The 24,866-nt window shown below is 61.8% G+C and carries 19 protein-coding genes; 12 read left to right on the top strand and 7 right to left on the bottom strand.

Annotation, left to right across the window (positions count from 1 at the left end; all coding sequences use genetic code 11):
• Positions 1–26: 26 nt before the first annotated feature.
• From ACIPOO_RS02375 to fabF, 7 genes are all read left to right on the top strand, one after another.
• Complete coding sequence (locus ACIPOO_RS02375; protein WP_400604146.1) at positions 27–1,334, top strand: lipid II flippase MurJ; 1,308 nt, start codon at positions 27–29, stop codon at positions 1,332–1,334.
• 92 nt (positions 1,335–1,426) lie between these two features.
• Entirely contained in the window at positions 1,427–2,602 is a 1,176-nt protein-coding gene (locus tag ACIPOO_RS02370) for a glycosyltransferase (protein WP_400604144.1), read from the top strand.
• Between the two features lie 11 nt (positions 2,603–2,613).
• Positions 2,614–4,575 carry an asparagine synthase (glutamine-hydrolyzing) gene (gene asnB, locus ACIPOO_RS02365; protein ID WP_274132293.1) on the top strand — a complete coding sequence of 654 codons (1,962 nt, stop codon included), beginning with the start codon at positions 2,614–2,616 and terminating at the stop codon, positions 4,573–4,575.
• 425 nt (positions 4,576–5,000) lie between these two features.
• A complete protein-coding gene (locus ACIPOO_RS02360; protein ID WP_400604142.1) occupies positions 5,001–6,374 on the top strand; it encodes a phosphomannomutase in 1,374 nt (457 codons plus the stop codon).
• Positions 6,375–6,863: 489 nt separating this feature from the next.
• Positions 6,864–8,858: a polysaccharide biosynthesis protein gene (locus ACIPOO_RS02355; RefSeq protein WP_400604140.1), complete on the top strand. Its 1,995-nt coding sequence runs from the start codon at positions 6,864–6,866 to the stop codon at positions 8,856–8,858.
• A 150-nt stretch (positions 8,859–9,008) separates the two neighbouring features.
• Positions 9,009–9,341: a ComEA family DNA-binding protein gene (locus ACIPOO_RS02350; protein ID WP_400604138.1), complete on the top strand. Its 333-nt coding sequence runs from the start codon at positions 9,009–9,011 to the stop codon at positions 9,339–9,341.
• A 265-nt stretch (positions 9,342–9,606) separates the two neighbouring features.
• The gene (gene fabF, locus ACIPOO_RS02345) at positions 9,607–10,881 is read left to right on the top strand and encodes a beta-ketoacyl-ACP synthase II (RefSeq protein ID WP_400604136.1); all 1,275 of its coding nucleotides are present in this window, start codon (positions 9,607–9,609) and stop codon (positions 10,879–10,881) included.
• Between the two features lie 44 nt (positions 10,882–10,925).
• Here the strand turns inward: fabF and ACIPOO_RS02340 are convergent, their stop codons facing one another.
• The 4 genes from ACIPOO_RS02340 to dsbD all read right to left on the bottom strand — a co-directional run bounded on the left by ACIPOO_RS02340 (position 10,926) and on the right by dsbD (position 15,699).
• A complete protein-coding gene (locus tag ACIPOO_RS02340) occupies positions 10,926–11,492 on the bottom strand; it encodes a TetR/AcrR family transcriptional regulator (protein WP_274132286.1) in 567 nt (188 codons plus the stop codon).
• An 864-nt stretch (positions 11,493–12,356) separates the two neighbouring features.
• Complete coding sequence (dsbG, locus tag ACIPOO_RS02335; protein ID WP_400605161.1) at positions 12,357–13,115, bottom strand: thiol:disulfide interchange protein DsbG; 759 nt, start codon at positions 13,113–13,115, stop codon at positions 12,357–12,359.
• 5 nt (positions 13,116–13,120) lie between these two features.
• Positions 13,121–13,963, bottom strand: a complete 843-nt coding sequence (locus ACIPOO_RS02330) for a prolipoprotein diacylglyceryl transferase family protein (RefSeq protein ID WP_400604133.1) — start codon at positions 13,961–13,963, stop codon at positions 13,121–13,123.
• The gene (dsbD, locus tag ACIPOO_RS02325) at positions 13,963–15,699 is read right to left on the bottom strand and encodes a protein-disulfide reductase DsbD (protein ID WP_400604131.1); all 1,737 of its coding nucleotides are present in this window, start codon (positions 15,697–15,699) and stop codon (positions 13,963–13,965) included. Before dsbD ends, ACIPOO_RS02330 begins: the two co-directional genes overlap by 1 nt.
• Before the next feature lie 159 nt (positions 15,700–15,858).
• On the opposite strand from dsbD, the gene ACIPOO_RS02320 reads away from it, so the two are divergent.
• The 3 genes from ACIPOO_RS02320 to ACIPOO_RS02310 all read left to right on the top strand — a co-directional run bounded on the left by ACIPOO_RS02320 (position 15,859) and on the right by ACIPOO_RS02310 (position 19,464).
• A complete protein-coding gene (locus tag ACIPOO_RS02320; protein WP_274132280.1) occupies positions 15,859–16,542 on the top strand; it encodes a response regulator in 684 nt (227 codons plus the stop codon).
• Positions 16,539–17,867, top strand: coding sequence for an ATP-binding protein (locus tag ACIPOO_RS02315; RefSeq protein WP_400604129.1), 1,329 nt, complete (start codon positions 16,539–16,541; stop codon positions 17,865–17,867). Before ACIPOO_RS02320 ends, ACIPOO_RS02315 begins: the two co-directional genes overlap by 4 nt.
• A 307-nt stretch (positions 17,868–18,174) precedes the next feature.
• Positions 18,175–19,464 carry a serine/threonine transporter gene (locus ACIPOO_RS02310; RefSeq protein WP_400604127.1) on the top strand — a complete coding sequence of 430 codons (1,290 nt, stop codon included), beginning with the start codon at positions 18,175–18,177 and terminating at the stop codon, positions 19,462–19,464.
• 1 nt (position 19,465) lies between these two features.
• Here ACIPOO_RS02310 and ACIPOO_RS02305 read toward each other — a convergent pair whose 3' ends face one another.
• A complete protein-coding gene (locus ACIPOO_RS02305; protein ID WP_400604125.1) occupies positions 19,466–20,914 on the bottom strand; it encodes a flavin-containing monooxygenase in 1,449 nt (482 codons plus the stop codon).
• 12 nt (positions 20,915–20,926) lie between these two features.
• The gene (locus ACIPOO_RS02300; protein WP_274132276.1) at positions 20,927–21,151 is read right to left on the bottom strand and encodes a hypothetical protein; all 225 of its coding nucleotides are present in this window, start codon (positions 21,149–21,151) and stop codon (positions 20,927–20,929) included.
• On the opposite strand from ACIPOO_RS02300, the gene ACIPOO_RS02295 reads away from it, so the two are divergent.
• Together ACIPOO_RS02295 and ACIPOO_RS02290 are read left to right on the top strand one after the other, a co-directional pair.
• On the top strand, positions 21,150–22,091 hold the full coding sequence (locus tag ACIPOO_RS02295) for a diguanylate cyclase domain-containing protein (protein ID WP_400604122.1): 942 nt from the start codon (positions 21,150–21,152) through the stop codon (positions 22,089–22,091). The two genes, ACIPOO_RS02300 and ACIPOO_RS02295, sit on opposite strands and share 2 nt — an antisense overlap.
• A 479-nt stretch (positions 22,092–22,570) precedes the next feature.
• Positions 22,571–23,353 carry a DeoR/GlpR family DNA-binding transcription regulator gene (locus ACIPOO_RS02290; protein ID WP_400604120.1) on the top strand — a complete coding sequence of 261 codons (783 nt, stop codon included), beginning with the start codon at positions 22,571–22,573 and terminating at the stop codon, positions 23,351–23,353.
• On the opposite strand, the gene ACIPOO_RS02285 is transcribed toward ACIPOO_RS02290, so the two are convergent.
• A complete protein-coding gene (locus ACIPOO_RS02285; protein WP_400604118.1) occupies positions 23,338–24,846 on the bottom strand; it encodes a diguanylate cyclase in 1,509 nt (502 codons plus the stop codon). The two genes, ACIPOO_RS02290 and ACIPOO_RS02285, sit on opposite strands and share 16 nt — an antisense overlap.
• Positions 24,847–24,866 lie beyond the last annotated feature (20 nt).

Genomic DNA, 24,866 nt, shown 5'->3' with positions numbered 1-24,866 from the left:
TTTTTGTTTTAGTTGCGGTTCTTTAAATGAAGCAGCAGTTGATTGCAGTGGTGGTATTGACGGCCTGTTCTCAGTTGGCCGCTTTTTTCAAGTTGTGGTTTACTGCGGGCGTCTTTGGTGTTGGTAGTGAACTGGACGGTTATAACCTGGCGCTGGTCGCCCCGACTTTTCTGTCGGGCGTTCTGTCTGGCGTGCTTCAGGTAGGTTTTTTTCCGGTCCGGGCACGCTTGCATGCCGCCGGGGATGCCGCCGCCACCATGGCGTTCGAACGTGCGGTGTTCTGGTGCTGCGGATTGATCGGAGTGCTTGTTGCACTTGCGATTGCACTGGGCAGCCCGTTGTTGGCTCATTATTTTGTGCCTGATAATCAATTGGCGGTTCGCGATACTTTCTTGTTTGTATTGCCGTTAGTTGCTTTTCTGATTCCGCTGAACATGGCCGGTGACAGTGCCGGTTATATGCTCGCCATGCGTGACCGGTTCGGCTACGCGGCGGGGGCGCCCATCGTCAACGGTATAATCGGCGGATTGTTGCTGTTTGCCTTTCCTGAACTTGGAATGGTCAGCATGGTATTGGGCACGCTGATCGGTTTGTTGGCGCAGTTTCTGATCTGCATCTATGGCCTGCACCTGAGCGCATTTTCGTTTTTTGGCCGATTGCCGACCCGCAGCAGTTTTCTGGAATCGGGCAAGTCCATGCTGACCCTGGGCGGGTGGATTCTTCCCGGGATTTTCTTTTCCAATATCGTCGCCTCGATACCGCCAGTGTGGGCTGCATCATATGGCGAAGGTGTGGTTTCGGCGTTCGGATATGCCTACCGGTTGCACATGTCGGTGGTTCAGCTTTTGATCATGTCGAGTTCAACCCTGATTCTTGCGCGATTTTCGACACTGGTTTCACAGAATGACCAGGCGGGCATCAAGATTCTGGTGAAGCAGGCGACATTAATGTCGATCGTGCTGGGCGTGATATGTCCGCTCTGCGTGCTGTTGCTCGGCGAGCCGGTTCTTGCGTTGCTGTTCAGCGGGCGTTTTGACGCTGCCGCAGCGCATCAGGTGACGCGTCTGTGGTTCTGGCTCACGATCGGAATCGGCCTGATCATCCTGAGCAATGTGTTTGGCAAGCTTTGGCAGGCGCAGGCGCGGCCCAAGCTGATGTCGATGATGTCGGCGTTCAGTTTGCTGGGTGTGTACGGCTCATATTTCATCTTTCGGCAATTTCTGGATGAAAGGTCAGTGGCCCTTGCGCTGCTGGGAAGCCCTGCAGCGGTCATTTTCGTCGGCTTCTGGCTTCTCAATCCGTTGAAACGGGCAAAGTCTGAAAGAACGTCTTGATGTGTGCCGGTTTCTCGAAAACAATCTGAGTTTTTTGGTGGCGTGGTCGTACGCTTTTTCACTTTAGTGGTTTTTGGTCCCCAGAGCGTAATATGAAATTGCTTTATGTCATCGGTTCCATGGAGGTTGGAGGCGCAGAGCAACACTTGCTGCGCGTCTCCAGTGAGCTACGCCAGAGAGGCTTCAAGCCGGCGGTGTTCGCGATAACGACTGGTGGACCTCTCACCCAAGCCTTTGTCGAGGCGAATGTTCCCGTACACGGCATCAAGCTGCCTGCCTGGATCAGGAAAATCCTGCCGAGCGAGCGAGCGCGAGTGCGCGTCGAGCTGGTGTATGCATCCTTTGCCCTGTGGTGCCTGTACTGGCGGATGCGCCCTCAGGTCGTCCATTTCTTTCTTCCCGCAGCGTATATCGTGGGCGGCATCACCTCGCTGGCTGCACCTCGCGCCCGCCGTATCATGAGCCGCCGGAGCCTGAATCATTACCAGGCCAAGCATCTGACCCTGTCACGCCTGGAGCACTGGCTTCATACCAAGATGGACGCTGTTTGCGGCAACTCCAAGGCGGTAGTGCGTGATCTCGAGGGAGAGGGTGTCAGGTCGGAGCAGCTGCGACTGATCTACAACGGCCTGAACCTGCAGCGTTTTGCGCGCACCCGTACCCGTTCCCAAGTCAGGGCCGAGCTGGGTATTGCGGACGGTGCCCTGGTGTTCACCATCGTCGCCAACCTGATTCCCTACAAGGGTCATTCCGACCTGATCGAGGCGTTTGGCATGATCCGTCAGGCGCTGCCACAGGACTGGCACTGCCTGTTCATTGGCAGGGACGACGGCATCGGTGCATCGCTCAAGCAGCAGGCCGAATCGCTGGGCATCGGCGAGCGCATCCATCTGCTGGGATCCAGAAAAGACGTGCCGGATCTTCTCAATGCTGCGGACATCGGTATCCTCGCGTCCCACGAAGAAGGTTTTTCCAACGCGATCCTCGAGGGGATGGCTGCCCGGCTTCCCATGGTGGTTACCGATGTCGGCGGAAATGCCGAGGCGGTCCTGCACGAAGTCACCGGGCTGGTAGTGCCTGCGCGTGCTCCCCGCGAGCTTTCGCAAGCGTTGCTTGCCGTTGCCAGCAACCCAGAACGGAATCTCATGGGAGAGGCCGGGTTCCACAGGATCGAGACCGTGTTTTCCATGGAAGCCTGCCTGCAAGGTTATGCTGACTTGTACGTCGCTCCTGCGATCCCCGAGATTTCCCTTAAAAAAATCAAGTGACCTAATTACCTATGTGCGGAATCGCTGGACAGTTGAAATGGCCCGGGCAGGCGACGCAAGCGTCGCTGCACGACGAATGTTTGCGGATGGCCGATGCCATTCTTCATCGCGGCCCGGACGATCATGGTGTCTGGGTCAGCCCTGACGTCAGCGTGGGCCTTGCCCACCGTCGCCTGGCGATCGTCGACCTTTCCCCGGCCGGCCACCAGCCGATGCTGGCGGATTCGGGGCGGTACACCATGGTGTTCAACGGTGAGATCTACAATCACCTGGACCTGCGCCGCCAGCTCGATGAAACGGGCAGGGTGCATGCATGGCGCGGTCATTCCGACACCGAGACGCTGCTGGCTGCGTTCGATGCCTGGGGCATCGAGCAGACCCTGAAACAGTGTATCGGCATGTTCGCTATTGCCCTGTGGGACCTTCAGGAGCAGACGCTGATCCTCGCCCGCGATCGTCTGGGCGAGAAGCCGCTGTACTACGGCTGGCAAGGGCAGGGCGAGCAGGCGGTGTTCATGTTCGGTTCGGAATTGAAGGCCCTGCGCGCGCACCCTTCGTTCAGCCCGTCCATCGACCGCAACGCCTTGGCGTTATACTTCCGACACAACTACATCCCTGCGCCGCATTCGATCTACCAGGGCATCAGCAAGCTGCAGCCAGGCTGCATCCTGCGTGTGTCGGTCAAGCAGCCAGAGCCTGTCATCCAGGAATACTGGTCGGTGCTGCAGGTGGTGCAAGACGGTTCCGCCTCGCGCCAGCAGGAGCGCGACCCCGTTCAGGCGGTCGACGAGCTTGAAACGCTGCTCAAGTCGGCTGTTTCGCAACAAATGATGGCGGACGTTCCCCTGGGCGCGTTCCTGTCGGGCGGCATTGACTCCTCCACCATCGTGGCGCTGATGCAGGCGCAGTCGAGCCGGCCGGTGAAAACCTTCACCATCGGTTTCCACGAAAAGGGCTACAACGAAGCCGAACATGCCAAGGCCGTGGCCGCCCACCTGGGCACCGACCACACCGAGCTGTACGTGACTTCACAGCAGGCGCTCTCGGTAATTCCGTCGCTGCCGGGCATCTACGACGAGCCGTTTTCCGACTCTTCGCAGATTCCGACCTTCCTGGTTTCCCAACTGGCGCGCCAGCACGTCACCGTGTCCCTGTCGGGCGATGCCGGGGACGAGCTGTTCAGCGGATACACCCGTTACACCGCCGGTGCCAGTGCCTGGAGCAAGATCGAGCGTCTGCCTGTGGCCCTGCGCAAGCCGCTGGCCAGTGCCATCACGTCGATCTCGCCGGATACCTGGTCGAAACTTGCCGGCTGGCTGCCATCGCCGATCTTCCGCAACCGCTTCGGCGACAAGGTGCACAAGGGCGCTGGCGTGCTGGCAAGCACCTCGATCAACCAGTATTACCACGCGCTGGTGTCGCACTGGTCCGACCCTGCACAGGTGGTGATTGGCGGCCAGGAACCGACCACCTGGCTGACCGGAAACGTCCCGCAGATCGACGCCCTGGACCCGATCGAGCGCATGATGGTCCTGGACCTGTTGACCTACCTGCCCGATGACATCCTCACCAAGGTGGATCGTGCCTCGATGGCGGTGACGCTCGAGTCCCGTGTGCCGATGCTCGACCATCGTGTGGTGGAGTTCGCCTGGCAGTTGCCGCAGTCGCTCAAGCAGCGTGACGGCGTGGGCAAGTGGGCCTTGCGCCAAGTGCTGTACCGGCACGTGCCGCAGTCCCTCATCGACCGTCCGAAGATGGGCTTCGGCGTACCGATCGACGCCTGGCTGCGTGGCCCGCTCAAAGACTGGGCTGAGGCGTTGCTGGACGAGGGGCGCTTGCGCAGGGAAGGCTATCTGCACCCTGAGCCGATCCGGCAGAAATGGGCCGAGCACCTGAGCGGTAGCCGCAACTGGGCCTACCACCTGTGGGATGTCCTGATGTTCCAGGCCTGGCTGGAAGAAAACCCGGTTTGATCCGTTCTGCGCCACTCTGGCGCGGATGCACCTGCCGTCTCGAATCCAGCCCCGTCGTGCTGGATTCGAGGCGTGCAGGCCCCTTCGCTACACCTTCCTCACGCTTTTCCCGCCGTTCGTCACTTGCTGCGCGATGCACGCAAAGGGCCGGGTTTGAGCACTCGAGCACATTTGACACCCCTGCAAACACATTCAGCCAGGCACTGCCTTGCCAGCGCCGCAGGTGCGGCTATCGTTCTTGCCGTACAGGGCAGGTGTGAGGGTGGCCGAGATAAATGTCGTGGTATTGATAACAAATCCGCTTTTTCGGTGCCTAAGGGTCGCCTCACGCTGTTATGCACGAGGGTAGCGTGCAGTCCGTTCAGAGGGCTGCTTCATACTAAACAGAGGAGCCTTCGGGCTGTTTCGTCGCATAGGTCTTACACATGAAACCCGACTATCCCGTAATTCAGACCCGTTGTTTCAAAGCCTACGATATTCGCGGGCAGGTCCCAACCGATCTGGACGCCGACATCGCCTATCGTATCGGGCGCGCCATGGTGGCGCAGTTGGGCGCGAAAACTATCGTCGTCGGCAGGGACATGCGTCTTGAAAGCCCTGGCCTGGCCCAGGCTCTGATGAATGGCATCCAGGAAGCAGGCGCGGATGTGATCGACATCGGCCTTTGCGGAACCGAAGAAGTGTATTTTGCCACCAGCCACTACAAGGCTGATGGCGGGGTGATGGTCACCGCCAGCCACAACCCCAAAGGCTACAACGGCATGAAACTGGTGCAGCGCGAATCCCGTCCCATCAGCGGCGACAGCGGCCTGGACGCGATCCGCCAGCGTGTCGATGCCGGTGATTTCGGCCAGGCTTCAGCCACGCCAGGCAAAGTCAGACAGGCGCCGGACAAGTCCGCCTACATCGCTCACTTGCTGACCTACATCGAAGGCGCGCAACTGCGCCCGCTGAAGATTCTCGCCGACCCGGGCAACGGTGCAGTCGGCCCGGCACTGGAAGCGATCAAGGGCAAGCTGCCCTTTGAATGGGTGATCATCAACGCCGAGCCTGACGGCAACTTCCCCAATGGCGTGCCCAACCCGCTGCTGCCGGAAAACCGCACCATCACCCGCGAAGCGTTGCTCAAGCACGGCTGCGACATTGGCCTGGCCTGGGACGGGGACTTCGATCGCTGCTTCTTCTTCGACGAGCGCGGGCGTTTCGTCGAAGGCTACTACCTGGTAGGGCTGCTGGCGGAAATGTTGCTCAAACAACATCCGGGTTCCAAGATCATCCATGACCCGCGCCTGACCTGGAACACCATCGATCAGGTCCAGCTTGCCGGCGGCACGCCAGTGCTGTGCAAAACCGGTCACGCGTTCATCAAAGAGCGGATGCGCAAGGAAGACGCCGTGTACGGCGGCGAAATGAGCGCACACCACTATTTCCGCGATTTTGCCTACTGCGACAGCGGGATGATTCCGTGGTTGCTCGTCACGGCGCTGATGTCGGTGTCGGGCAAGCGCTTTTCCGAGCTGGTCGATGAGCGCATGGAGGCCTACCCGTGCAGCGGCGAGATCAACTACAAGGTGTCGGACGTCAAGGGGATCCTGGCCAAGGTGCTGGAGCATTATTCGGCCTTGAGCACGAACGTCGATAAAACCGATGGTATCAGCGTTGAATTTGCCGAGTGGCGGTTCAACCTGCGTGGCTCCAATACCGAGCCGCTGTTGCGTCTGAACGTGGAAAGTCGCCGTGACATGCCGCTGGTCGAGGCCAAGGTAAAGGAAATCGAAGCGCTGTTGAACGCCGGGTAACGCCCGGCCCATGACGGCCACCGGACCTGAACGTCAGGTGGCCGTCAGGGTTTTTTTCTGTTTCCCACGACATCTGTCCGGCAATCGCGAGGTGAATTTCTCGCGGTTTTCCAGTGTATGGCTTATTCTTGCCCAGAATTTTGTCGTAGACACTGCAGTTACCCTCATTTGCCGGCCTCAGTGCGGCAGCAAAGTATTGGGGCTCCGGGAAGCAGTGCCGTCTCACCGTTGAACCACGGTGAGCACAGCTTCAGGTGATGCCTGATGTCGGTGTGATCATTTTCTGGTCGTTGTCACTCGCCAAGCTGTCGCGATTTGCGCGCATGATGTCCGCGTCGTCGGGCAGCCATGGAGCCGTCGTGGGGCACGAGGATGGCTGTAGTCAGCGCTGAGGCGATTTTTCCGCCTTTGTGGGGACCCTTGCATGGCAGGGATAGATTCCCGGTATTTGCGGGTCGATAGGAGATAGAACATTTGTTCGAGGGAAGCATGGATAAAGTACGCGCTTTGCTGCTCGCGTTGCCACGTCGCAAGAAACGCATCATTCAGGTCATCACAGACATCTTTCTAGTCTGGTTCTCGCTGTGGATGGCGTTCGTGGTTCGTCTCGGCATCGACGAGATGATCAACCCGTTTGAAGTGCATACCTGGCTTTTCCTCTGCGCCCCCGTCGTGGCCATTCCCTTCTTCGTCCGTTTCGGCATGTACCGTGCGGTCATGCGCTACTTCGGCAACGATGCCCTGGTGGCGATCATCAAGGCCGTCAGCCTGTCTGCACTGAGCCTCGGCATGGTGGTGTACCTCTACAGCAACCACCAGCATGTAGTGCCGCGCTCGCTGATGTTCAACTACTGGTGGCTCAGCCTGGTCATGATCGGTGGCCTGCGGCTGGCCATGCGCCAATATTTCCTGGGTGACTGGTTCTCGGCCGCGCAGCACGTGCCGTTCACCAGTCGCGACAATGGCCTGCCAAGGGTTGCGATCTACGGCGCAGGCGCTGCCGGCAACCAGTTGGCCACGGCACTGCGCATGGGCCGGGCGATGCGTCCGGTCGCGTTCATCGATGACGATTCCTCGATCTCCAACCGGGTCATTTCCGGCTTGCAGGTCTACAAGCCCAAGCACATCCAGCAGATGATCGACGTGACGGGGGCGCAGGAAATTCTCCTGGCCATCCCTTCGTCGGCCCGGGCACGGCGCCGGGAAATCCTGGGTTTCCTCGAAGGTTTTCCGCTGCATGTGCGCAGCGTTCCGAATTTCTCCGACCTGGCCACTGGTCGGGTCAAGGTCGATGACCTGCAGGAAGTCGATATCGCCGACCTGCTCGGCCGGGACTCTGTGCCCGCCCAGGAGGGCCTGCTGGAGCACTGCATCAAGGGCCAGGTCGTACTGGTGACCGGTGCGGGCGGCTCCATCGGCTCGGAGCTGTGCCGGCAGATTCTCTCCCTGCACCCCAGCACCTTGCTGCTGGTCGATCACGGCGAGTTCAACCTGTACTCGATCCTGTCCGAGCTTGAGCAGCGGGTGAATGCCGAATCCCTGCGGGTGAATGTGCTGCCCATCCTTGGCTCGGTGCGCAATCACGAGAAGCTGCTGGACGTCATGAAGACCTGGAAGGTCGACACCGTCTACCACGCCGCCGCCTACAAGCATGTGCCAATGGTCGAGCACAACATTGCCGAAGGTGTGATCAATAACGTCATCGGCACGCTGAATACGGCGCAGGCTGCGTTGCAGGCCGGTGTGGCCAACTTCGTGCTGATTTCCACCGACAAAGCCGTGCGGCCCACCAACGTGATGGGCAGCACCAAGCGCCTGGCCGAGATGATCCTGCAGGCCCTGAGCCGCGAAGTGGCACCGGTGATGTTCGGTGACCGCTCCCGGGTTCACCAGGTCAACAAGACACGCTTCATCATGGTCCGCTTCGGCAACGTGCTGGGGTCATCGGGCTCGGTCATTCCGCTGTTCCACAAGCAGATCAAGTCAGGTGGCCCGGTAACGGTCACCCATCCGCGCATCACCCGGTACTTCATGACGATTCCGGAAGCGGCCCAATTGGTGATCCAGGCGGGTTCCATGGGGCAGGGCGGCGATGTGTTCGTGCTCGACATGGGTGAGCCGGTCAAGATCATCGAGCTGGCGGAGAAGATGGTGCACCTGTCGGGCCTGAGCGTTCGGTCCGAAAAGAACCCTCACGGCGACATCGCCATCGAGTTCACCGGGCTGCGGCCGGGTGAAAAGTTATACGAGGAGTTGCTGATCGGCGATAACGTCGTTGCCACCAGCCACCCGATGATCATGAGTGCCCACGAAGACTTCCTGCCCTGGGAAGGCTTCAAGCTGGTGCTCTCGGACCTGCTCAAGGCCGTGGAAGAGGACGACTACGACCGGGTCCGGCAGATTCTGCGGGACACCGTGAGTGGCTACGCACCGGAAGGCGAAATCGTCGACTGGATACACCAGCAGCGCCGCCAGGAGCCCTGATCCGGATCCCTGATGCGTTGCCCCGGCTTCCCGTTGCGGGGGACATATCCGGTGACGCATCATCGCGGGTGAGTTCATGAGATTGGTCTAGGTTAGGGAAGCAGCTCAGGAAAGCTGCTCCCTAATCAACGATGTCATGGAGTATTACTCATGCGCATGTCCTACCTTTCTTCCCTCGTCTTCGCCGTGGTCGCCAGCTTCTCGATGGCTGCCAACGCACAAACCCCCGCCGCGACAGCCAGCCCGGCGCCCGCCACGACGATGGCCGCACCCGCAGCGCAGTCGGGCAAAGTCAACATCAACACCGCTTCGGCGGACGTCCTGCACAAGGAACTGTCCGGCATTGGCGCGGGCAAGGCAGCGGCGATCGTCGCCTATCGTGATGAAAACGGTGCGTTTGCGTCGGTCGACGAGTTGATTGAGGTCAAGGGCATCGGCAAGGCGCTGGTCGACAGGAACCGGGAAAAGCTGGCGCTTGACTGACCCGCGGACGCAGCAGAAGACCGATCGATGATCGGTCTTTTTTTACCCAGTGACAGTTGGGGGATGAGGGTTGCAGTCATCGCCCGGGCTTGACACTTCAAATGACAAAAATCATATAATCTTGAAAATTACGGTCGTAATATACCTCGATTGCTACGCTCAACGCCCATGGACCCAGACTCATGGGCAATCGCAGGCACGACGTTACACATCTGGCGCATGAATCTGCGCCTTTCCATGCAATGAAGGTTTAAAGGGTGAAGCCATGAACGCACGTCGCATCGTAGTCACGGGGATGGGGCTGGTGACGCCTTTGGGTACGGGAGTCGAGGCCGTCTGGCAGCGGCTGCTCGAAGGGCGCTCCGGTATCGTCCGGCTGCCTGAGGAAACAGTGGCCGATCTGCCGGCCAAGGTCGGCGGGCCAGTGCCGACGCTGGCCGAGGATCCCGAAGCCGGGTTCGACGCTGACGCCGCAGCGCCGCCCAAAGAGCAGAAGAAGATGGACCGTTTCATCCTGTTCGCCCTCGGTGCGGCCCAGCAGGCGGTGGCGCAGGCGGGCTGGGCGCCTTCCACCGATGAGGAGCGCGAGCGCACGGCAACGATCATCGGTTCCGGGGTGGGCGGCTTCGTCTCGATTGCCGATGCGGTACGCACCACCGATTCCCGTGGGCCACGCCGGCTTTCGCCGTTCACCATTCCATCGTTTCTGGTCAATCTGGCGGCCGGGCACGTTTCTATTCAGCATGGTTTCCAGGGACCGCTTGGCGCACCAGTGACCGCTTGCGCCGCAGGTGTGCAGGCGATCGGCGATGCGGCGCGGATGATCCTCGCCGGTGAGGCGGACATCGCCATATGCGGCGGGGCCGAGGCCTGCATCGACCGAGTGTCGCTGGGTGGATTCGCGGCGGCCCGGGCGCTCTCCAGTGGCTTCAACGACACGCCAGAGCGCGCCTCGCGGCCGTTCGATCAGGACCGCGACGGCTTCGTGATGGGTGAGGGTGCCGGCATCATGGTCATCGAGTCTCTTGAGCATGCGCTGGCGCGAGGTGCCAAGCCAATTGTCGAACTGGTGGGTTATGGCACCAGCGCCGACGCCTATCACCTGACCGCCGGCCCCGAGGACGGCAGCGGCGCACGTCGGGCCATGCAGGCGGCCATCCGCCAGGCCGGCATCAAGCCGTCCGACATTGAGCATCTGAACGCCCACGCCACTTCAACGCCGGTGGGTGACAAGGGCGAGATGGCGGCGATCAAGACAGTGTTCGGCGATCAGGGCGGGGTGGCGGTGACGTCGACCAAGTCAGCGACCGGGCACCTGCTGGGTGCGGCGGGTGGCATCGAGGCGATTTTCACCGCACTGGCCATTCGGGATCAGATAGCGCCGATGACGCTGAACCTGGAGAAGCCGGATGAGGCGGCAGCGGGCATCGATATCGTCCACGGCAAGGCGCGTCCGATGAAGATCGAGTATGCGCTGTCCAACGGCTTCGGCTTTGGCGGCGTCAATGCGAGCGTGTTGTTCCGCCGCTTCGAAGCCTGATTGAAACGCCATGCCCCTGCCTGTGGCGGCAGGGGCATTTCACCTCATGCCTGAGGGATCTGCAGCTTGAGCTGCTCGCGGGTGGTCTTGAGGATGCGCTCGGCCAGTTGCGGGTCTTTGGCGCTACGGGCCAGGACCAGAGCGCCGACCAGGCTGGACATCATCATCACGGCCTTGTCGCTGTTCTCGGAGCCCTCGGGCATGCCGGCCTGAAGTGCCGCGAGCATGCTGTTGATCAGCTCGTCGGTGATTTCGCTCGGCTGGCCGCGCTGGCCGAGCTCCGAGGACATGGTCGGCAACGGGCAGCCGTTCTCCGGCTCCAGACGATGAGCCGGGGCCAGGTACATATCGATGAACGCCTCGGCCGAGGTGTCATTGCCCAGCTTTTCAGCGCGCGACGCCTGCAGGCTGTCTACCGCGCAACGCAGGGCCTTTTCGACCAGATCATCCTTGGATTTGAAGTGGGCGTAAAAGCCACCGTGGGTCAGCCCCAATGCCTTCATCAGCGGCTGCAAACCGGTCGCGCCGATACCGTCACGACGAAACCGCGCGCCCGCCTCGACAAGGATGCGCTGATGGGTTTGGGCTTTATGATCTTCGGCGTAACGCATTGAAAGGAGCCTCCCGACTATGGCTCTTGAAATGTTGATCGACATTCTTACATGGATGAACAGCCGGCGCAGTATCCACGGTTCGGGAGGGGGCGACCATTGGTCAGAAGGTCACAGGGGTATTACAGACATCTGCGTCGCCTGACAGGGCCCTATCGCGAGCAAGCTCACTCCTACAGGACTGTGCATTTCAAATAATCGGTGGACCGCTGTAGGAGCGCGCTTGCCCGCGACGGCGGTGGTACATCCGCCACATCTCTATTGCCTGGCATGGCCCTGTCGCGGGCAAGCGCGCTCCTACGGGGTGTGGCAAATAATCGATGCGCCGCTGTAGGAGCGCGCTTGCCCGCGATGACGGTGGTACATCCGCCACATCTCCATCGCCTGGCATGGCCTGTCGCGGGCAAGCGCGCTCCTACGGGGTATGGCAAATAATCGGTGGACCGCTGTAGGCGCGCGCTTGCCCGCGATGACGGAGGTACATCCGCCACATCGCTATCGCCTGGCACGGCCCCGTCGCGGGCAAGCGCGCTCCTACGGGGTATGGCAAATAATCGATGCGCCGCTGTAGGAGCGCGCTTGCCCGCGACGGCGGTGGTACATCCGGTACATCTCCATTGCCTGGCACGGCCCCGTAGCGGGCAAGCGCGCTCCTACGGGGTGTGGCAAATAATCGGTGGACCGCTGTAGGAGCGCGCTTGCCCGCGATGACGGTGGTACATCCGCCACACCTCTATTGCCTGGCAGGGCCCTGTCGCGGGCAAGCGCGCTCCTACGGATGGATGCGAGGCGAGGGAATGCTGCAATCCTGTAGGAGTGAGCTTGCTCGCGATGAGGCCGGTACATCCTGCACAGCTCTCGGGCTTATTTGGGCCCCATCATCTTCGCCAGCACGTCAGGCCGTGGGGCGCCTTGTTGCTGTTGCAGGTGGCCATTGGCGTCCTTGTAGAAAATCGACGGTGTCGCCGACAGGCCCATGTCGTCCATCAGCTTCATGTTCGCATCGAGCTTGGCCTGGATGTCTTTGGGGATGGTGTCCATGGCCTTGAGCGTGCTGCTCTTGCCCGCCTGTTCGTGCTTCTGCAGGGCCAGTTCAGGGTTGGCATCAGCCAGCAGGGTGGCGGCCTTCGCGGCGCTGTCTTCGCGGATCACGCCGACCATGATGTGACGCAACTGCACCTTGCCGGACTTGACCCAGGGCCGCGCCTGTTCCCAGAAGATGTTGCAGTACGGGCAGTTGGCGTCGCTGAACAGGTAGATGACCTTGGGCGCGGTCTTGGCGCCGTCGGCGATCCAGGTGCTGTTTTCCATCTGGTTCCACATCTCTTTGGTCATGGGCTCGTAGACCAGCTTCTGCAGCGGCGCCTCGCTCAAATCTTCGCCTTTCTCGTCAAACAGATTGCCCGCCAGCACGTGCTTGCCGTCGGCGGTCAGGTACAGTGCCATGCCCTGTTTCTGGTACTCGGCGGCATAACCCTTGAGCCCGCCGGGTGCGTCGAAGCTGCCCTTGATCGTCGCACCCTTGGCTTCCAGCGCCTTGATCGGCGCGGGCAGTTCTTCGGCCTGCAACAGGGCGGTCTGGAAGGTGAGCAGGCTGGCGACGGCCAAGGTAGAAATCCGCATGTAACTCATTGAGTACTCCTGATTCGGGAGGAAGCCAGTGCCGCCGGTTCAGCGAGCTGCCCAAGGGCATGGGTCAGGCTGGCGTTGGACAGTTCGCCCAGGTGGCTGGCCGAAAGGCGGCCATCGGGGCGGTAGAAAAGGGTGGTAGGGAGCGCGGCCGAGCCGACGCGTCGGGCCAGTTCACCTGAGCCATCGAACAGCAGGTTGTCTGGTTGCAGACCCTGGTTTGTCAGAAAAGTCCCGACCTCCCGTGGGGTCTCGGCCTGATTGACGAACAGGAAGACCACATCGGGGTTCGCCTGCTGGGCCGCCTGCAACACCGGCATCTCGCGCCGACACGGCGGGCACCAGGTGGCCCACAGGTTGACGACCAGTTTCTTGCCTTGGAAATCGCTCAACTGCACAGGCATACCTGCGGCGTTGCGCAAGGTCAGGTCCGGCAGGCGCGCATCCTGTTGCGATGCGCTGACCGCAAGGCTGGCCAGCCACCAGAACACCAGGCCACTGACCACGCCTATCCCCATCGGGGTGCGCAAGGCGGGCCGCCTGAAGCCGTGCACCAGGGCGCCGATCACCACGGCGACCACCCCCGGCCAGACCAGAAACCCGCCATCGCGGATGTCGATGCTGCTCGCCGGATGGCTCTGGTACTGCGTCCAGTACACCAGCACGAAACCCACGCGCGCCAGCAACAGCCCCAGCAGAAACAGGCCGAACAGCGCGCGTTCCGGGTTGACCCCTTGGCGACGGCCGCTGAGCCAGCCGACAAAGGTCGCCAGCACCAGAGCCGCCAACAGCAGCAAGTGGTTGAGCGCCAGGGAGAAGGGCCCCAGGGAAAAACTCAGCATCAACCCTGCTCCCGGGTCGCTTGCCACTGCTGCAGGAAGCCCCTGTCATCCACCTCGCCGGTGATGCGGTGCGACCGGCGCTCGCTGCCGTCCGGGCCTAGCCACAACAGGGTTGGCGGGCCGGGGACCTTGTAGCGTTCGAGCAATTGACGGCTGGCGTCGTTGTCGGCGGTCACGTCCAGGCGCAGCAGGCGCACACCGTTCAGCGCCTCGATGACCTGGCTCTGCCCGAACACGGTCTTTTCCATGATCTTGCAGGACACGCACCAGTCGGCGTAATAGTCCACCAGCACCCATTGGCCATTGGCGCTGGCTGCGGCGAGTTCGCGGTCCAGTGTGGCCGCATCCTTGATGGTGGTGAAGGCATCGTGGTTGCTTGCGCTTTCGCTGTTGGTCCTGGAACCGCTGTAGACCTTCAGCGGTTGCCAGGGATCGTCCGCGCCCCCGGCTGCACCGACCAGCATCATCGTGCCCCACAAACCGAGAATCAGCCCGACTGGCGCACAGATCGGTGCCGCGCGTTTAAGGCTGCGGGTCTGAGCGATAGCGCTGAACGCGAGGATCAGCAGCAAGGCGCCGAACAGCGCAAGCCACAGGGGTTCGGCCAGCAGCGGACGAACCATGAAGAGTGCCGTGCCCAGCAACAGGAAGCCGAACACGCCCTTGACCAGGTCCATCCAGGCGCCCGGTTTTGGCAGAAAGCGGTTGCCCACGGTCACCACCAGCAACAGCGGCAGGCCAATGCCCAATCCCAGAATGAACAGCACTAGACCGCCCTGCAAGGCGTTGCCGCTCTGGGCGATATACAGCAGTGCGCCGGCCAGCGGCGCGGTCATGCAGGGGCCGACCAGCAACCCGGACAGCGCCCCGAGAACGGCCGCGCCCACCAGACTGCCACCCTGACGCTGGCGTCCGGCATTCTCCAAACGATCACGCACAAAGGCCGGCAATTGCAGTTCGAAAAAGCCGAACATCGGCAGCGAGAGCAACACGAACAATCCGGCGAAACTGCCCAGCAGCCAGGGTTGTTGCAGCGTGGATTGCAGGTTGCCACCCAGCAGCGCCGCGACCACGCCCAGCCCCGCGTAGATCAACGCCATGCTCAGCACATAGACCCCGGCCAGGGCGAAACCGCGACGCGGGCGGGCGCCACTGCCCACTACCACGCCGGCGAGAATCGGCAGCATCGGCAGCGAGCAGGGGGTGAAGGCCAGCAGCAGACCCAGACCAAAGAAAATCAGCAGGCTCAGGCCCAACGAGCGTTCCTGCAGCGTGCTGGCCAGCGCCTGATCCTGTGACTGGCCGTTGACCACGGTCGCACCGCCTTTGCCCAAGTCCACCACCTGGGTTTGCGGCGGATAGCACAGGCCCGCGTCGGCACAGCCTTGCCAACCCACCTTCACCTGCCCGCTGGCAGAGGCCGGGATCGTCAGCTCAAGGCCCTGCCGATAGACCTGCTGCTGGCCGAAATACTCGTCGTTGTGGTCTTCGCCAGCCGGCAGAACCGGCAGCAGGCCCGCACTGAGGCCGTCGAACTTGAGGCGCTTCTGATAAAGGTAATAGCCGTCTGCGATTTGCCAGTACAGACGGGTTTCTCCGGACTCGAGACGCTCGGAGCTGAATATGAAGGCCTGCTCGACAGGCAGGAAATCGGGCTTCTTGAACAGATCGCCGCCGGGCAACGCCTGAGCCAGCAGCGGGAACAACAGAAGCACCAGTATCAACAACTTACGCATGCGCACACCTTGCCAATCATCTATGAGCCGAGGTTGGAGCCCTGTGATTAAGTGCCGATTAACCCATCAACCAACCTGTCGAAATACCCGCCCGGGGATCATGCATAATCCACTCTTAATCCCGCGTTGTTTCAATTGCCTTTTCTGCCGAGGCCGCCCATGCACGTACTGCTTTGTGAAGACGACGACCTGATTGCCAGCGGCATCGTCGCCGGCCTCGATGCCCAGGGGCTGACCGTGGACCGCGTCGCCAACGCTGCGGGCGCGCGGGCGATGCTGTCGGCGGCGCACTTCGATGTCATGGTGCTGGACCTGGGGCTGCCTGACGAAGACGGCCTCAGGTTGCTGCGCCATCTTCGCCAGCAGGGGGTGGAAATTCCAGTGTTGATCCTCACGGCCCGCGACACTGTTACCGACCGTGTCGATGGCCTGCAGGCGGGCGCCGATGACTACCTGCTCAAGCCCTTCGACCTGCGTGAACTGAGCGCCCGGCTGCATACGCTGGTGCGGCGAATGGCGGGGCGCAGCGTCAACGTGATCGAGCATGGCCCCTTGACCTATGACCCCAGCACCCGCGAAACCCGCCTCTCGGGCCAGGCGGTTGACCTGTCCCGGCGCGAACAGGCGCTGCTTCAGGCCCTGCTCAACAATCACGGGCGCGTGCTGTCCAGCGAACAGCTCAAGGATTGCGTCTACGGCTTTGGCGATGAAGTGGAGAGCAACGCATTGAACGTCCATATCCATCACCTGCGGCGCAAGCTCGGCAGCAGGATCATCGAAACCGTTCGTGGCCTGGGCTACCGCCTGGGGCCGGCCGGCGATGTCGCGGAGCAACAGGGATGATGAGCCTGCGCACGCGCCTGAGCCTGATCCTGGGTTCGGCGTTCATCCTGATCTGGGTGCTGGCAGCGGCGTGGATGCTGCGCGACCTGCGCACGCAGATGATGCAGTCCCTTGACCAGCGGCTGGAGGCTTCGGCGCGGATGGTGGCGGGGTTGCTGGAGCAGATGCAGATGCCCGACGACGGCCAGAGCAGCTCGATGCACACCGCTGATCTGCGCATCCCCAACGGCATGGCCTGTCAGTTGAGCAGCCTGCGCGGCCAGGTGCTGGCGCGCACCGAAAGCTCGCCCGCCGAACCCTTGAAAGCTGACGCCAGCGGCTTTGTCGACCAGATGATCAACGGCGAGCACTGGCGCGTGTACACGATGATGCACGGCAACGTGCGGGTGAGCACCGCGGACCGGCAGATCGAGCGCGATGTGCTCGGCCAGTCGGTGCTGCTGGCGGCGTCGGTGCCGGTGCTGGTGGCGTTGTTCGGCAGCCTGATCCTGGTCTGGTTCGGCATTGGTCGCGGGCTGGCGCCGCTCAATCGCATGCGTGACGCCTTGAACCGGCACAGCGCCGATTCGGTCGAGCCACTGGACGTGCCGAACCTGCCCAGCGAGCTGCAGCCGTTGCTCAAGAGCCAGAACCAGTTGTTCCTGCGCATCGCCCAGACCCTGGAGCGCGAGCGCCGCCTGACCGGGGATGCGGCCCACGAACTGCGCAGCCCGCTGACCGCCATCAAGACCCACCTGCAAGTGGCGCGCATGACCGAGGGCGACAAGCGCGACAGGGCGCTGGCCCATGCCGAGGAGGGCGCTGACCGCATGCACCGCACCCTGGAGCAGTTGTTGCTGCTGGCACGGGTGGAGGGCAGTCTGTCGTTCGATGACGGCGTGCAGTGCGATGCCGAGAAGGTCGCACGGCTGGCGATTCACGATGCCAACCATGGCGATGACGAGCGCATCCAGTTGATCCTGCCGGGGCACCTGTCTACCGCCCCGGTGGAAATGCCGGCGGCGCTGGCGGTCGCTGCATTGCGCAACCTGCTGGACAACGCACTGCGCCACACCCAGCCCGGTGCGCGAGTGGAGTTGAGCCTTGAGACCTTTGACGGCCATGCGCATTTCCGGGTGCGCGACTACGGCCCGGGCATTCCGGAGCCGGATCTGGACAAGATGACCCAGCGCTTCTGGCGCAACGGCAAGAGCCCGGGCGCGGGGCTGGGGCTTGCGATCGTGCAGGCGATCGTCCAGCGCTGCGCCTGCTCGTTGCGGTTTGACAGCCGCAACGATGGATTGCGGGTCGAGTTGAGCGTGCCGTTGCGGCGAATTGACGCCTGACACGTAGGAGCGCGCTTGGTCTGGGCCGCATCCGGACGATGGCGGTGTGTCAAATGGCATTGATTGACCTGACACACCGCTGTCGCGGGCAAGCGCGCTCCTACAAGAGGGGGATTTTTGCCCCCATCCAACCGTCGGAAACCTCTGAATCTGCGACCATCCCTCCGACAACCCTTTGATTCTGCTCTCTAATCCCGGACAATCGCGCCCCTTTCCCTGTACAGAACCGGTCAGGGGCGCTGACTGCCAAGTTTTTCGACGCGCTTTTGACCTTGTAGCTATCACCGGCAACGGAGAAATCGACCGGATGAATGATCAGGCCAACAGCGTCGAGCAACCTATCGACGCCGCGCCCGCGAGCGTGACTTCCAGCCTCACCAAATGGCAGCGCCACGACACCACCTGGATGCTCGGGTTGTTCGGCACCGCCATCGGCGCAGGCACCCTGTTCCTGCCGATTAACGCGGGCATCGGTGGCTTCTGGCCGCTGTTGATCCTGGCCCTGCTGGCCTTCCCGATGACGTTCTTCGCACACCGCGGCCTGACGCGTTTCGTGCTCTCGGGCCGTGAAGGCGCGGACATCACCGAAGTCGTCGAGCAGCACTTCGGCAAGAAAGCCGGTGCGCTGATCACCCTGCTGTACTTCTTCGCGGTGTTCCCGATTCTGCTGATCTACAGCGTGGCACTGACCAACACCGTCAGCAGCTTCCTGGAACATCAACTGCACGTTCAGCCGCCTTCGCGTGCGCTGCTGGCCTTCGTGCTGATCCTCGGCCTGCTGGCCGTGGTGCGCTGCGGGGAGCAGTTGATCGTCAAGGCCATGAGCCTGATGGTCTATCCGTTCATCGTCGCCTTGCTGTTCCTGGCGGTGTTCCTGATTCCGCACTGGACCGGCGGCATCCTCACCACCGCAAGCCAGGTGCCTGCGCCCTCGGCGCTGCTGCACACCCTGTGGCTGGCGATTCCGGTGATGGTGTTCTCGTTCAACCACTCGCCGATCATCTCCGCGTTCGCCGTGGATCAGCGTCGCCAGTACGGCCCGGCTGCCGAACAGCGCAGCTCGCAGATTCTGTCCCGCGCCCACGGCTTGATGGTGGTCATGGTGCTGTTCTTCGTGTTCAGCTGCGTACTGACCCTGTCTCCTGAGCAACTGGCCGAAGCCAAGGCGCAGAACCTGTCGATCCTGTCGTACCTGGCCAACCACTTCAGCAACCCGACCATCGCCTTTGCCGCGCCGTTGATTGCCTTCGTGGCCATTACCAAGTCTTTCCTGGGCCATTACATCGGCGCCAGCGAAGGCCTCAAGGGTCTGGTCATCAAGAGCGGCAGCCGTCCGTCGCCCAAGATGCTGGACCGCCTCACCGCTGGCTTCATGCTGGTGGTCTGCTGGCTGGTGGCGACGCTCAACCCAAGCATCCTGGGTATGATCGAAACCCTGGGTGGCCCGGTGATTGCGGCGCTGCTGTTCCTGATGCCGATGTACGCCGTGCGCAAGGTCCCGGCCATGCGTCAGTACGCGGGCAAGCTGTCCAATGTATTTGTGGTGGTGGTCGGCCTGGTGTCGATTTCGGCCCTGGTGTATTCGCTGCTGCCTTGATTCATTCTCGCAGCACATGATCTCCGGGCTTGAGCCACCGCGTCAGCCGGTAAAAGCTGAAGCTGAAGCCCGGAAAGATCACCGTCACCTTGCCGCTGTTGCTCTGATACCAACTGCGGCACCCTCCCCAGGACCACACGGTGCGTTTCATCTCCCGATGAATCATTGCGGTGTAGCGCTCTTCCGCTTCGGGGCGCACTTCGATGCTGCCTTGGGCTGAGTTTCTCACGCTGGCAATACTGGCTATCACGTAATGCATCTGCGCTTGGAGCATGAACAGTGCCGAGGTGTGGCCGGTGCTGGTGTTGGGCCCGGTGATCAGGAACAGATTGGGAAAGCCCGGTACGCAGGTGCCCAGGTAGGCCCGCGGGAAGGGCTGCCAGACCTCCGCCAACCGCCGGCCGTCCCTACCCTCGATTGGATAGGGAATGGCGTTATCGGTGGTCTCGAAACCGGTGGCCCAGACGATCAGGTCCAGCGCCAGATGCTCGCCGTCCGTGGTGACGATACCGTTCTGGTCGAGCCGGGCGATGGACGCGCTGTGCAGCGTCACGTTGCTGCGCTGCAGCGCCGGGTAGAGTTCGCTGGAGAGCAGCACGCGCTTGCAGCCCAGGGTGAAGTCGGGTGTCAGCTTGCGCCGTAGCTCAGCGTTCGGCACTTGCCGCTTCAGATGCCTGCGGGCCATCCATTGCACCAGCGCAAGCCCGGCCTTCGAATACTTGAAGCCGATGAAGCGGGTCTCAAGCTTCAGGTAAATCAGCGCGCGCAGCAGGCGCAAGGCCAGGGGGCTGGTCAACAGTCGGCGTTGCAGGTGGCTGAAGGTGTGATCGGGGCGCGGCAGCACCCAGTGGGCGGTGCGCTGGAAGACGTGCAATTGGGAGACATCCGAGGCAATCGCCGGAATGATCTGCGCAGCGCTGGCGCCGCTTCCTACAATCGCCACCCTTTTGCCCCGGTGATCGAAGCCAAGGTCCCAGTGATTACTGTGGAAACTCGTGCCTTTGAATACATCCATACCCTCGAACGAGGGAATATGTGGCTGACTGAGGGGACCGCTGGCATTGATGACGAACCGGCTGCTGAACGTGCCTTTGCTGGTCTGGACTGTCCAGTGCCGAGTGGCGTCATCCCAGGTGAGCCCTTGGACCTCGGCGCCGGTTTCGATCCTGTCCAGCAGCCCGAAGCGTTCGACCACATGCCGGGTGTAGCGCTGCAGTTCTTCCTGGCCCGCGTACATCTGTGTCCAGGGAAAGGGCGCGAACGACAGCGAGTAAAGCGGCGAGGGAATGTCCACCGTGGCGCCGGGGTAGGTGTTCTGGCACCAGGTACCGCCGAAGAAGTCGCGCCGCTCCAGCAGGCGAAAGTCGTCGATGCCGGCCTTGAGCAGGTTGATCGCCGCGCACTGTCCGCCAAAGCCGCTGCCGATGATCAGCACCTCAAACGTCTTCATGGCTGGTCTCTTTCAATCCTCATGGAGGCACCCGTAGCAGTCCGGCTTGCCGGCGGCCGTCCCGTCGAAAATGCCGACGCCGGCAAGCCGGACTGCTACGGGGTTGATCGATGATTTATAGCTGGGGTTTGACCAGTCGTCTGGAAAGTGTCGCGAGGTCATGATCCGGACGTTGCCTATCGTCGATAGTGGCCACATGCTGTCACCACCTTTTTCCCCGGAACCGTGGTCGATCATGAGCATTGAATCCCTGCAGCCAGGCACCGACAGCGACGTTTACAAAACCTTGCTCGAATCGACCCGGGCGATTCCCTGGCGGATTGATTGGCAGAGCATGACGTTCAGCTACATCGGCCCGCAGATCGAACAGTTGCTGGGCTGGGAGCAGGGCAGTTGGGTCGGGATCAACGACTGGGTCGAGCGCATGCATCCAGATGATCGCGATTACGTGGTCAACTTCTGCGTGTCGCAGTCCAAGGCCGGCGTCGATCACGAGGCCGATTACCGCGCCCTGACCAGGGATGGCGACTACGTATGGATTCGCGATGTGGTGCATGTGGTGCGCAAGAACGGCGAGGTCGAGGCGCTGGTCGGCTTCATGTTCGACATCAGCGAGCGCAAGAAGACCGAAGAGCACCTAGTGCGTCTTCAGAAACAGCTCGAAGCGTTTTCCTATCAGGACGGCCTGACCGGCATCGCCAACCGACGCATGTTCGACACCGTGCTCGAACGCGAGTGGGCCAGCGCCCAGGAAACCCATCAGCCGCTGTCGTTGATCATGATGGATATCGACTACTTCAAGCAGTACAACGACCACTACGGCCACATCAAGGGCGATGAAGCACTGCGCACCGTGGCCAAGACGCTGTCGCTGGCGGCGAACGAACCGGGTGATTTCATTGCCCGTATCGGCGGCGAAGAGTTCGTCTGGCTGCTGCCGCACACCTCTCGGGACAAGGCGCACCGGGTGGCCGAGAAATGCATGCAACTGGTTCGACAGCAGCAGATCCCCCACGAAAAATCCGACGTGTCGCCGCTGCTCACCCTGAGCCTGGGCGTGGGGACTGTCACGCCGGCGGCGGGCGATAGCGCGGTGGCGTTCATCGAGAAGGTCGATGCCTTGCTCTATCGGGTCAAGCGCAACGGTCGCATGCGCGCCGAGTACGGCGAGTTCTGAGCGGGGTAGTAGCGGTTTGTGACCGGCGGGTCGCAAATCGACGAATGGTTTCTGAAGCTGGTCTATAGTCTCCCGGCGCCCTTGCGCACATCTTTTTTGGACAGGGAGGCTCAAACATGACTGACAGATCCGTAGTATCGACGAGCGCAGAAATCCTGGACTCGTCCGTGTCCTTCAAACCTGTTGACTATCCCCGTATCGGGAGAGCCAGAGCGGAGTCAGGCAATTTCGAGCTGAGCGAACTCAAACCATGGTTCACGCTTGTGGACGACGAGGAAGAAGAGGAGGAATAGCCACCTTGAGACCGCCGAGAAAGACCAGGGGTGTCACGGTCGTGCGCCTCTGGTCCCCACCCGTTTGGCTGCCCCTCTCCCAGTCTGGTTCTTTGGCTCGCATTGTCGTCATGTTTGACACTGGCGTCGTTGCCCACGCATGATCTTGCTCGTTCATGAGCGATCCAGCGTGATACCGAGGCCATTATGTCTGCCAATCCCGAAGCCTTTCCCGGCGAGCGTCAGCGTCTGATTACCGAGCGTCTGGCCGTTCATGGCCGGGTGATTGCTGCAGAGCTGGCCGCTGAATTCAACGTCTCCGAGCATTCCATCCGCCGTGACCTGGGCACGCTGGCGTCGGCCGGGTTGTGCAAGCGGGTGTACGGTGGGGCCATTTCCCTGGCCAGCGACGGGCCGTTGACGGTACGCATCGAGCACGAACCTGGACGCAAACGCGCATTGGGCGTGGCGGCGGCGGGCCTGATCGGTGCCGGTCAGCACGTGTTCATCGATGGCGGCTCGACTAACCTTGCGATTGCCCGCGCCCTCGATCCGCAGATGGCCCTGACGATCACCACTAATTCCCCGGTGATCGCCGTGGAGTTGATGAAACTGCCGCAAGTGGAAGTGATCCTGCTGGGTGGGCGACTGAGCCCGGTGGCGGGCAGCACCTATGGTTTCACCACCATTTCGCAACTGACCCACTTCAATTTCGACCTGTGCTTTCTGGGCGCCTGCGCGCTGGATGCGGTCAAGGGCGTCACTGCGTTCGACATGGACGTGGCCGAGTTCAAGCGCGCCGTGGTGGCGCGCAGCGGGCAGGTGATGGTGGCGGTGATCAACGAGAAGCTTGCCAGCATCGCGCACTATCAGGTCGCCCCCTGCGACGAGGTCGGCACGCTGGTGGTCGAGCACGACGCGCCGTCTGACCGGCTGGAGCTGTTTCGCGGCCAGGTCGCGCAGATCGTCAAGGCTCAAGCCAGCGAGTGAGCCACCACGCTGCTGCCCTGCCAGATTTCCGTGCGATTGCGCCCGTCATGCTTGGCCAGATAGAGCGCGGCGTCGGCCCGTTCGACGAACTCCTCCAGGCTGGTGCACTCGTGGGCCGCGCAGCCGTAGACCCCCAGGCTGATGCTGACGATGCCCACAGGATTGCCCTGATGTTCCAGGGCGCGGGTCAGCACTGACAGACGAATCTTCTCGGCCAGCAGGAACGCGCCCTGGGCATCGCTGTAGGGCAGGAACACGGCCATTTCTTCGCCGCCATAGCGCACCGCCAGGTCACCGGTGCGGTTGAGGTTGCTGCGCACGCACTCGGCCACCGCGACGATGCACTTGTCGCCGGCCACGTGGCCATAGTTGTCGTTGTAGCTTTTGAAGAAATCGATGTCGATCATGATCAGGCTCAGCGGGTGCAGATTGGCCTGGCCGTTGGCGAACTCCAGCCCGAGGATTTCCTGGAAATGGCGGCGGTTGGCCAGGCCCGTCAGGCTGTCCTGCAAGGCGAGTTTTTCCAGGGAGTGACTGGCGATGCGCAATTGCGATTCGGCATTGAGGCCGAAACGGATCTGCTGGAACAACAACACCCCGAACAGCAGGTTGGCCACTACCACGCAGACGATGATCGCCAGCGAACGCCAGGCGTACTGACGCCATTCCTCCAGCACTTCGTCCTCCGAGAGCCCCGCCAGCACCACCAGCGGGTAGCGGTCCAGGCGCTTGTAGCCGTACAGGCGCAGCTCGTGGTCCAGCACCGAGCGCACGGTCGCGGTGCCTTCGTAGTTTTCCTTCAGGTATTTGCGAAACAGCTCACCGTCGGCGATGGACGCGCCCCGCACGTTATCGATCGCCGGACGACGGGCCAGCACGATGCCGTCGGCCATGGCCAGGGTAATCACGCCCCGCTGGCCGATGCTGAAACGGTCGAAGAAGCGGTCGAAATACGCAAGTTCGATGGTTGCCAGCACCACCCCTGCGAAGTTGCCGGCAGAGTCGTTGACCCGTCGGGAAATGGGGATGATCCAGTCGCCGGTGGTGCGGCTGCGCAGGGCGTGGCCGATGTGGGGCAGGGTGCTGTCGATGTTCTTGTGGAACTGGAAATATTCGCGATCGGCGTTATTGGCGTTTTCCGGCATGCGGTTCATCGAGGTGGCCGCCCAGTTGCCGTCCTTGTCGTAGATGAACAGGCCCTGGATCTGTTCGACGCTGCCGGCCGTGGCCCGCAGGAATTCATGCATGCGTGAACTGGTGGCCGCGCCGAAGCCGTCATAGGACAGACGCTCGACGATGCCCGCCACCGGAATGTCAGCCTGATCAAAGGTGTCCTGGGCCTGCTGCGCCATCGAGCGCGACAGGTTGGCAACATTGGTGTCGGCCAGTTCCAGCTCGTGGATGCGCGTCTGGCGCAATTGCCACAGCGTGATACTGGTAATGGAAAAACACACCAGCACGGTGAAAAAACCGGCAAGCCAAAGCACCGGCATGCGCTTGAGGCGCCTGCTCC

The sequence above is a fragment of the Pseudomonas sp. NPDC090201 genome, from assembly GCF_044746825.1.
Taxonomy (GTDB): Bacteria; Pseudomonadota; Gammaproteobacteria; order Pseudomonadales; family Pseudomonadaceae; genus Aquipseudomonas; species Aquipseudomonas putida_AD.
The sequence above is the reverse complement of the archived record's forward strand: the minus strand, read 5'-3'. Positions and strand labels throughout refer to the sequence as shown.

Bases quoted from the DNA above. Each gene is read 5' to 3' on its own strand.
- ACIPOO_RS02285 (WP_400604118.1), bottom strand. From the start codon at position 24,846: ATGCCGGTGCTTTGGCTTGCCGGTTTTTTCACCGTGCTGGTGTGTTTT.
- ACIPOO_RS02310 (WP_400604127.1), top strand. From the start codon at position 18,175: ATGAATGATCAGGCCAACAGCGTCGAGCAACCTATCGACGCCGCGCCC.
- ACIPOO_RS02290 (WP_400604120.1), top strand. From the start codon at position 22,571: ATGTCTGCCAATCCCGAAGCCTTTCCCGGCGAGCGTCAGCGTCTGATT.
- dsbG (WP_400605161.1), bottom strand. From the start codon at position 13,115: ATGCGGATTTCTACCTTGGCCGTCGCCAGCCTGCTCACCTTCCAGACC.
- ACIPOO_RS02350 (WP_400604138.1), top strand. From the start codon at position 9,009: ATGCGCATGTCCTACCTTTCTTCCCTCGTCTTCGCCGTGGTCGCCAGC.
- asnB (WP_274132293.1), top strand. From the start codon at position 2,614: ATGTGCGGAATCGCTGGACAGTTGAAATGGCCCGGGCAGGCGACGCAA.
- ACIPOO_RS02300 (WP_274132276.1), bottom strand. From the start codon at position 21,151: ATGATCGACCACGGTTCCGGGGAAAAAGGTGGTGACAGCATGTGGCCA.
- ACIPOO_RS02295 (WP_400604122.1), top strand. From the start codon at position 21,150: ATGAGCATTGAATCCCTGCAGCCAGGCACCGACAGCGACGTTTACAAA.
- ACIPOO_RS02375 (WP_400604146.1), top strand. From the start codon at position 27: ATGAAGCAGCAGTTGATTGCAGTGGTGGTATTGACGGCCTGTTCTCAG.
- ACIPOO_RS02360 (WP_400604142.1), top strand. From the start codon at position 5,001: ATGAAACCCGACTATCCCGTAATTCAGACCCGTTGTTTCAAAGCCTAC.
- dsbD (WP_400604131.1), bottom strand. From the start codon at position 15,699: ATGCGTAAGTTGTTGATACTGGTGCTTCTGTTGTTCCCGCTGCTGGCT.
- ACIPOO_RS02370 (WP_400604144.1), top strand. From the start codon at position 1,427: ATGAAATTGCTTTATGTCATCGGTTCCATGGAGGTTGGAGGCGCAGAG.
- ACIPOO_RS02315 (WP_400604129.1), top strand. From the start codon at position 16,539: ATGATGAGCCTGCGCACGCGCCTGAGCCTGATCCTGGGTTCGGCGTTC.
- ACIPOO_RS02305 (WP_400604125.1), bottom strand. From the start codon at position 20,914: ATGAAGACGTTTGAGGTGCTGATCATCGGCAGCGGCTTTGGCGGACAG.
- ACIPOO_RS02355 (WP_400604140.1), top strand. From the start codon at position 6,864: ATGGATAAAGTACGCGCTTTGCTGCTCGCGTTGCCACGTCGCAAGAAA.
- ACIPOO_RS02340 (WP_274132286.1), bottom strand. From the start codon at position 11,492: ATGCGTTACGCCGAAGATCATAAAGCCCAAACCCATCAGCGCATCCTT.
- ACIPOO_RS02330 (WP_400604133.1), bottom strand. From the start codon at position 13,963: ATGCTGAGTTTTTCCCTGGGGCCCTTCTCCCTGGCGCTCAACCACTTG.
- ACIPOO_RS02320 (WP_274132280.1), top strand. From the start codon at position 15,859: ATGCACGTACTGCTTTGTGAAGACGACGACCTGATTGCCAGCGGCATC.
- fabF (WP_400604136.1), top strand. From the start codon at position 9,607: ATGAACGCACGTCGCATCGTAGTCACGGGGATGGGGCTGGTGACGCCT.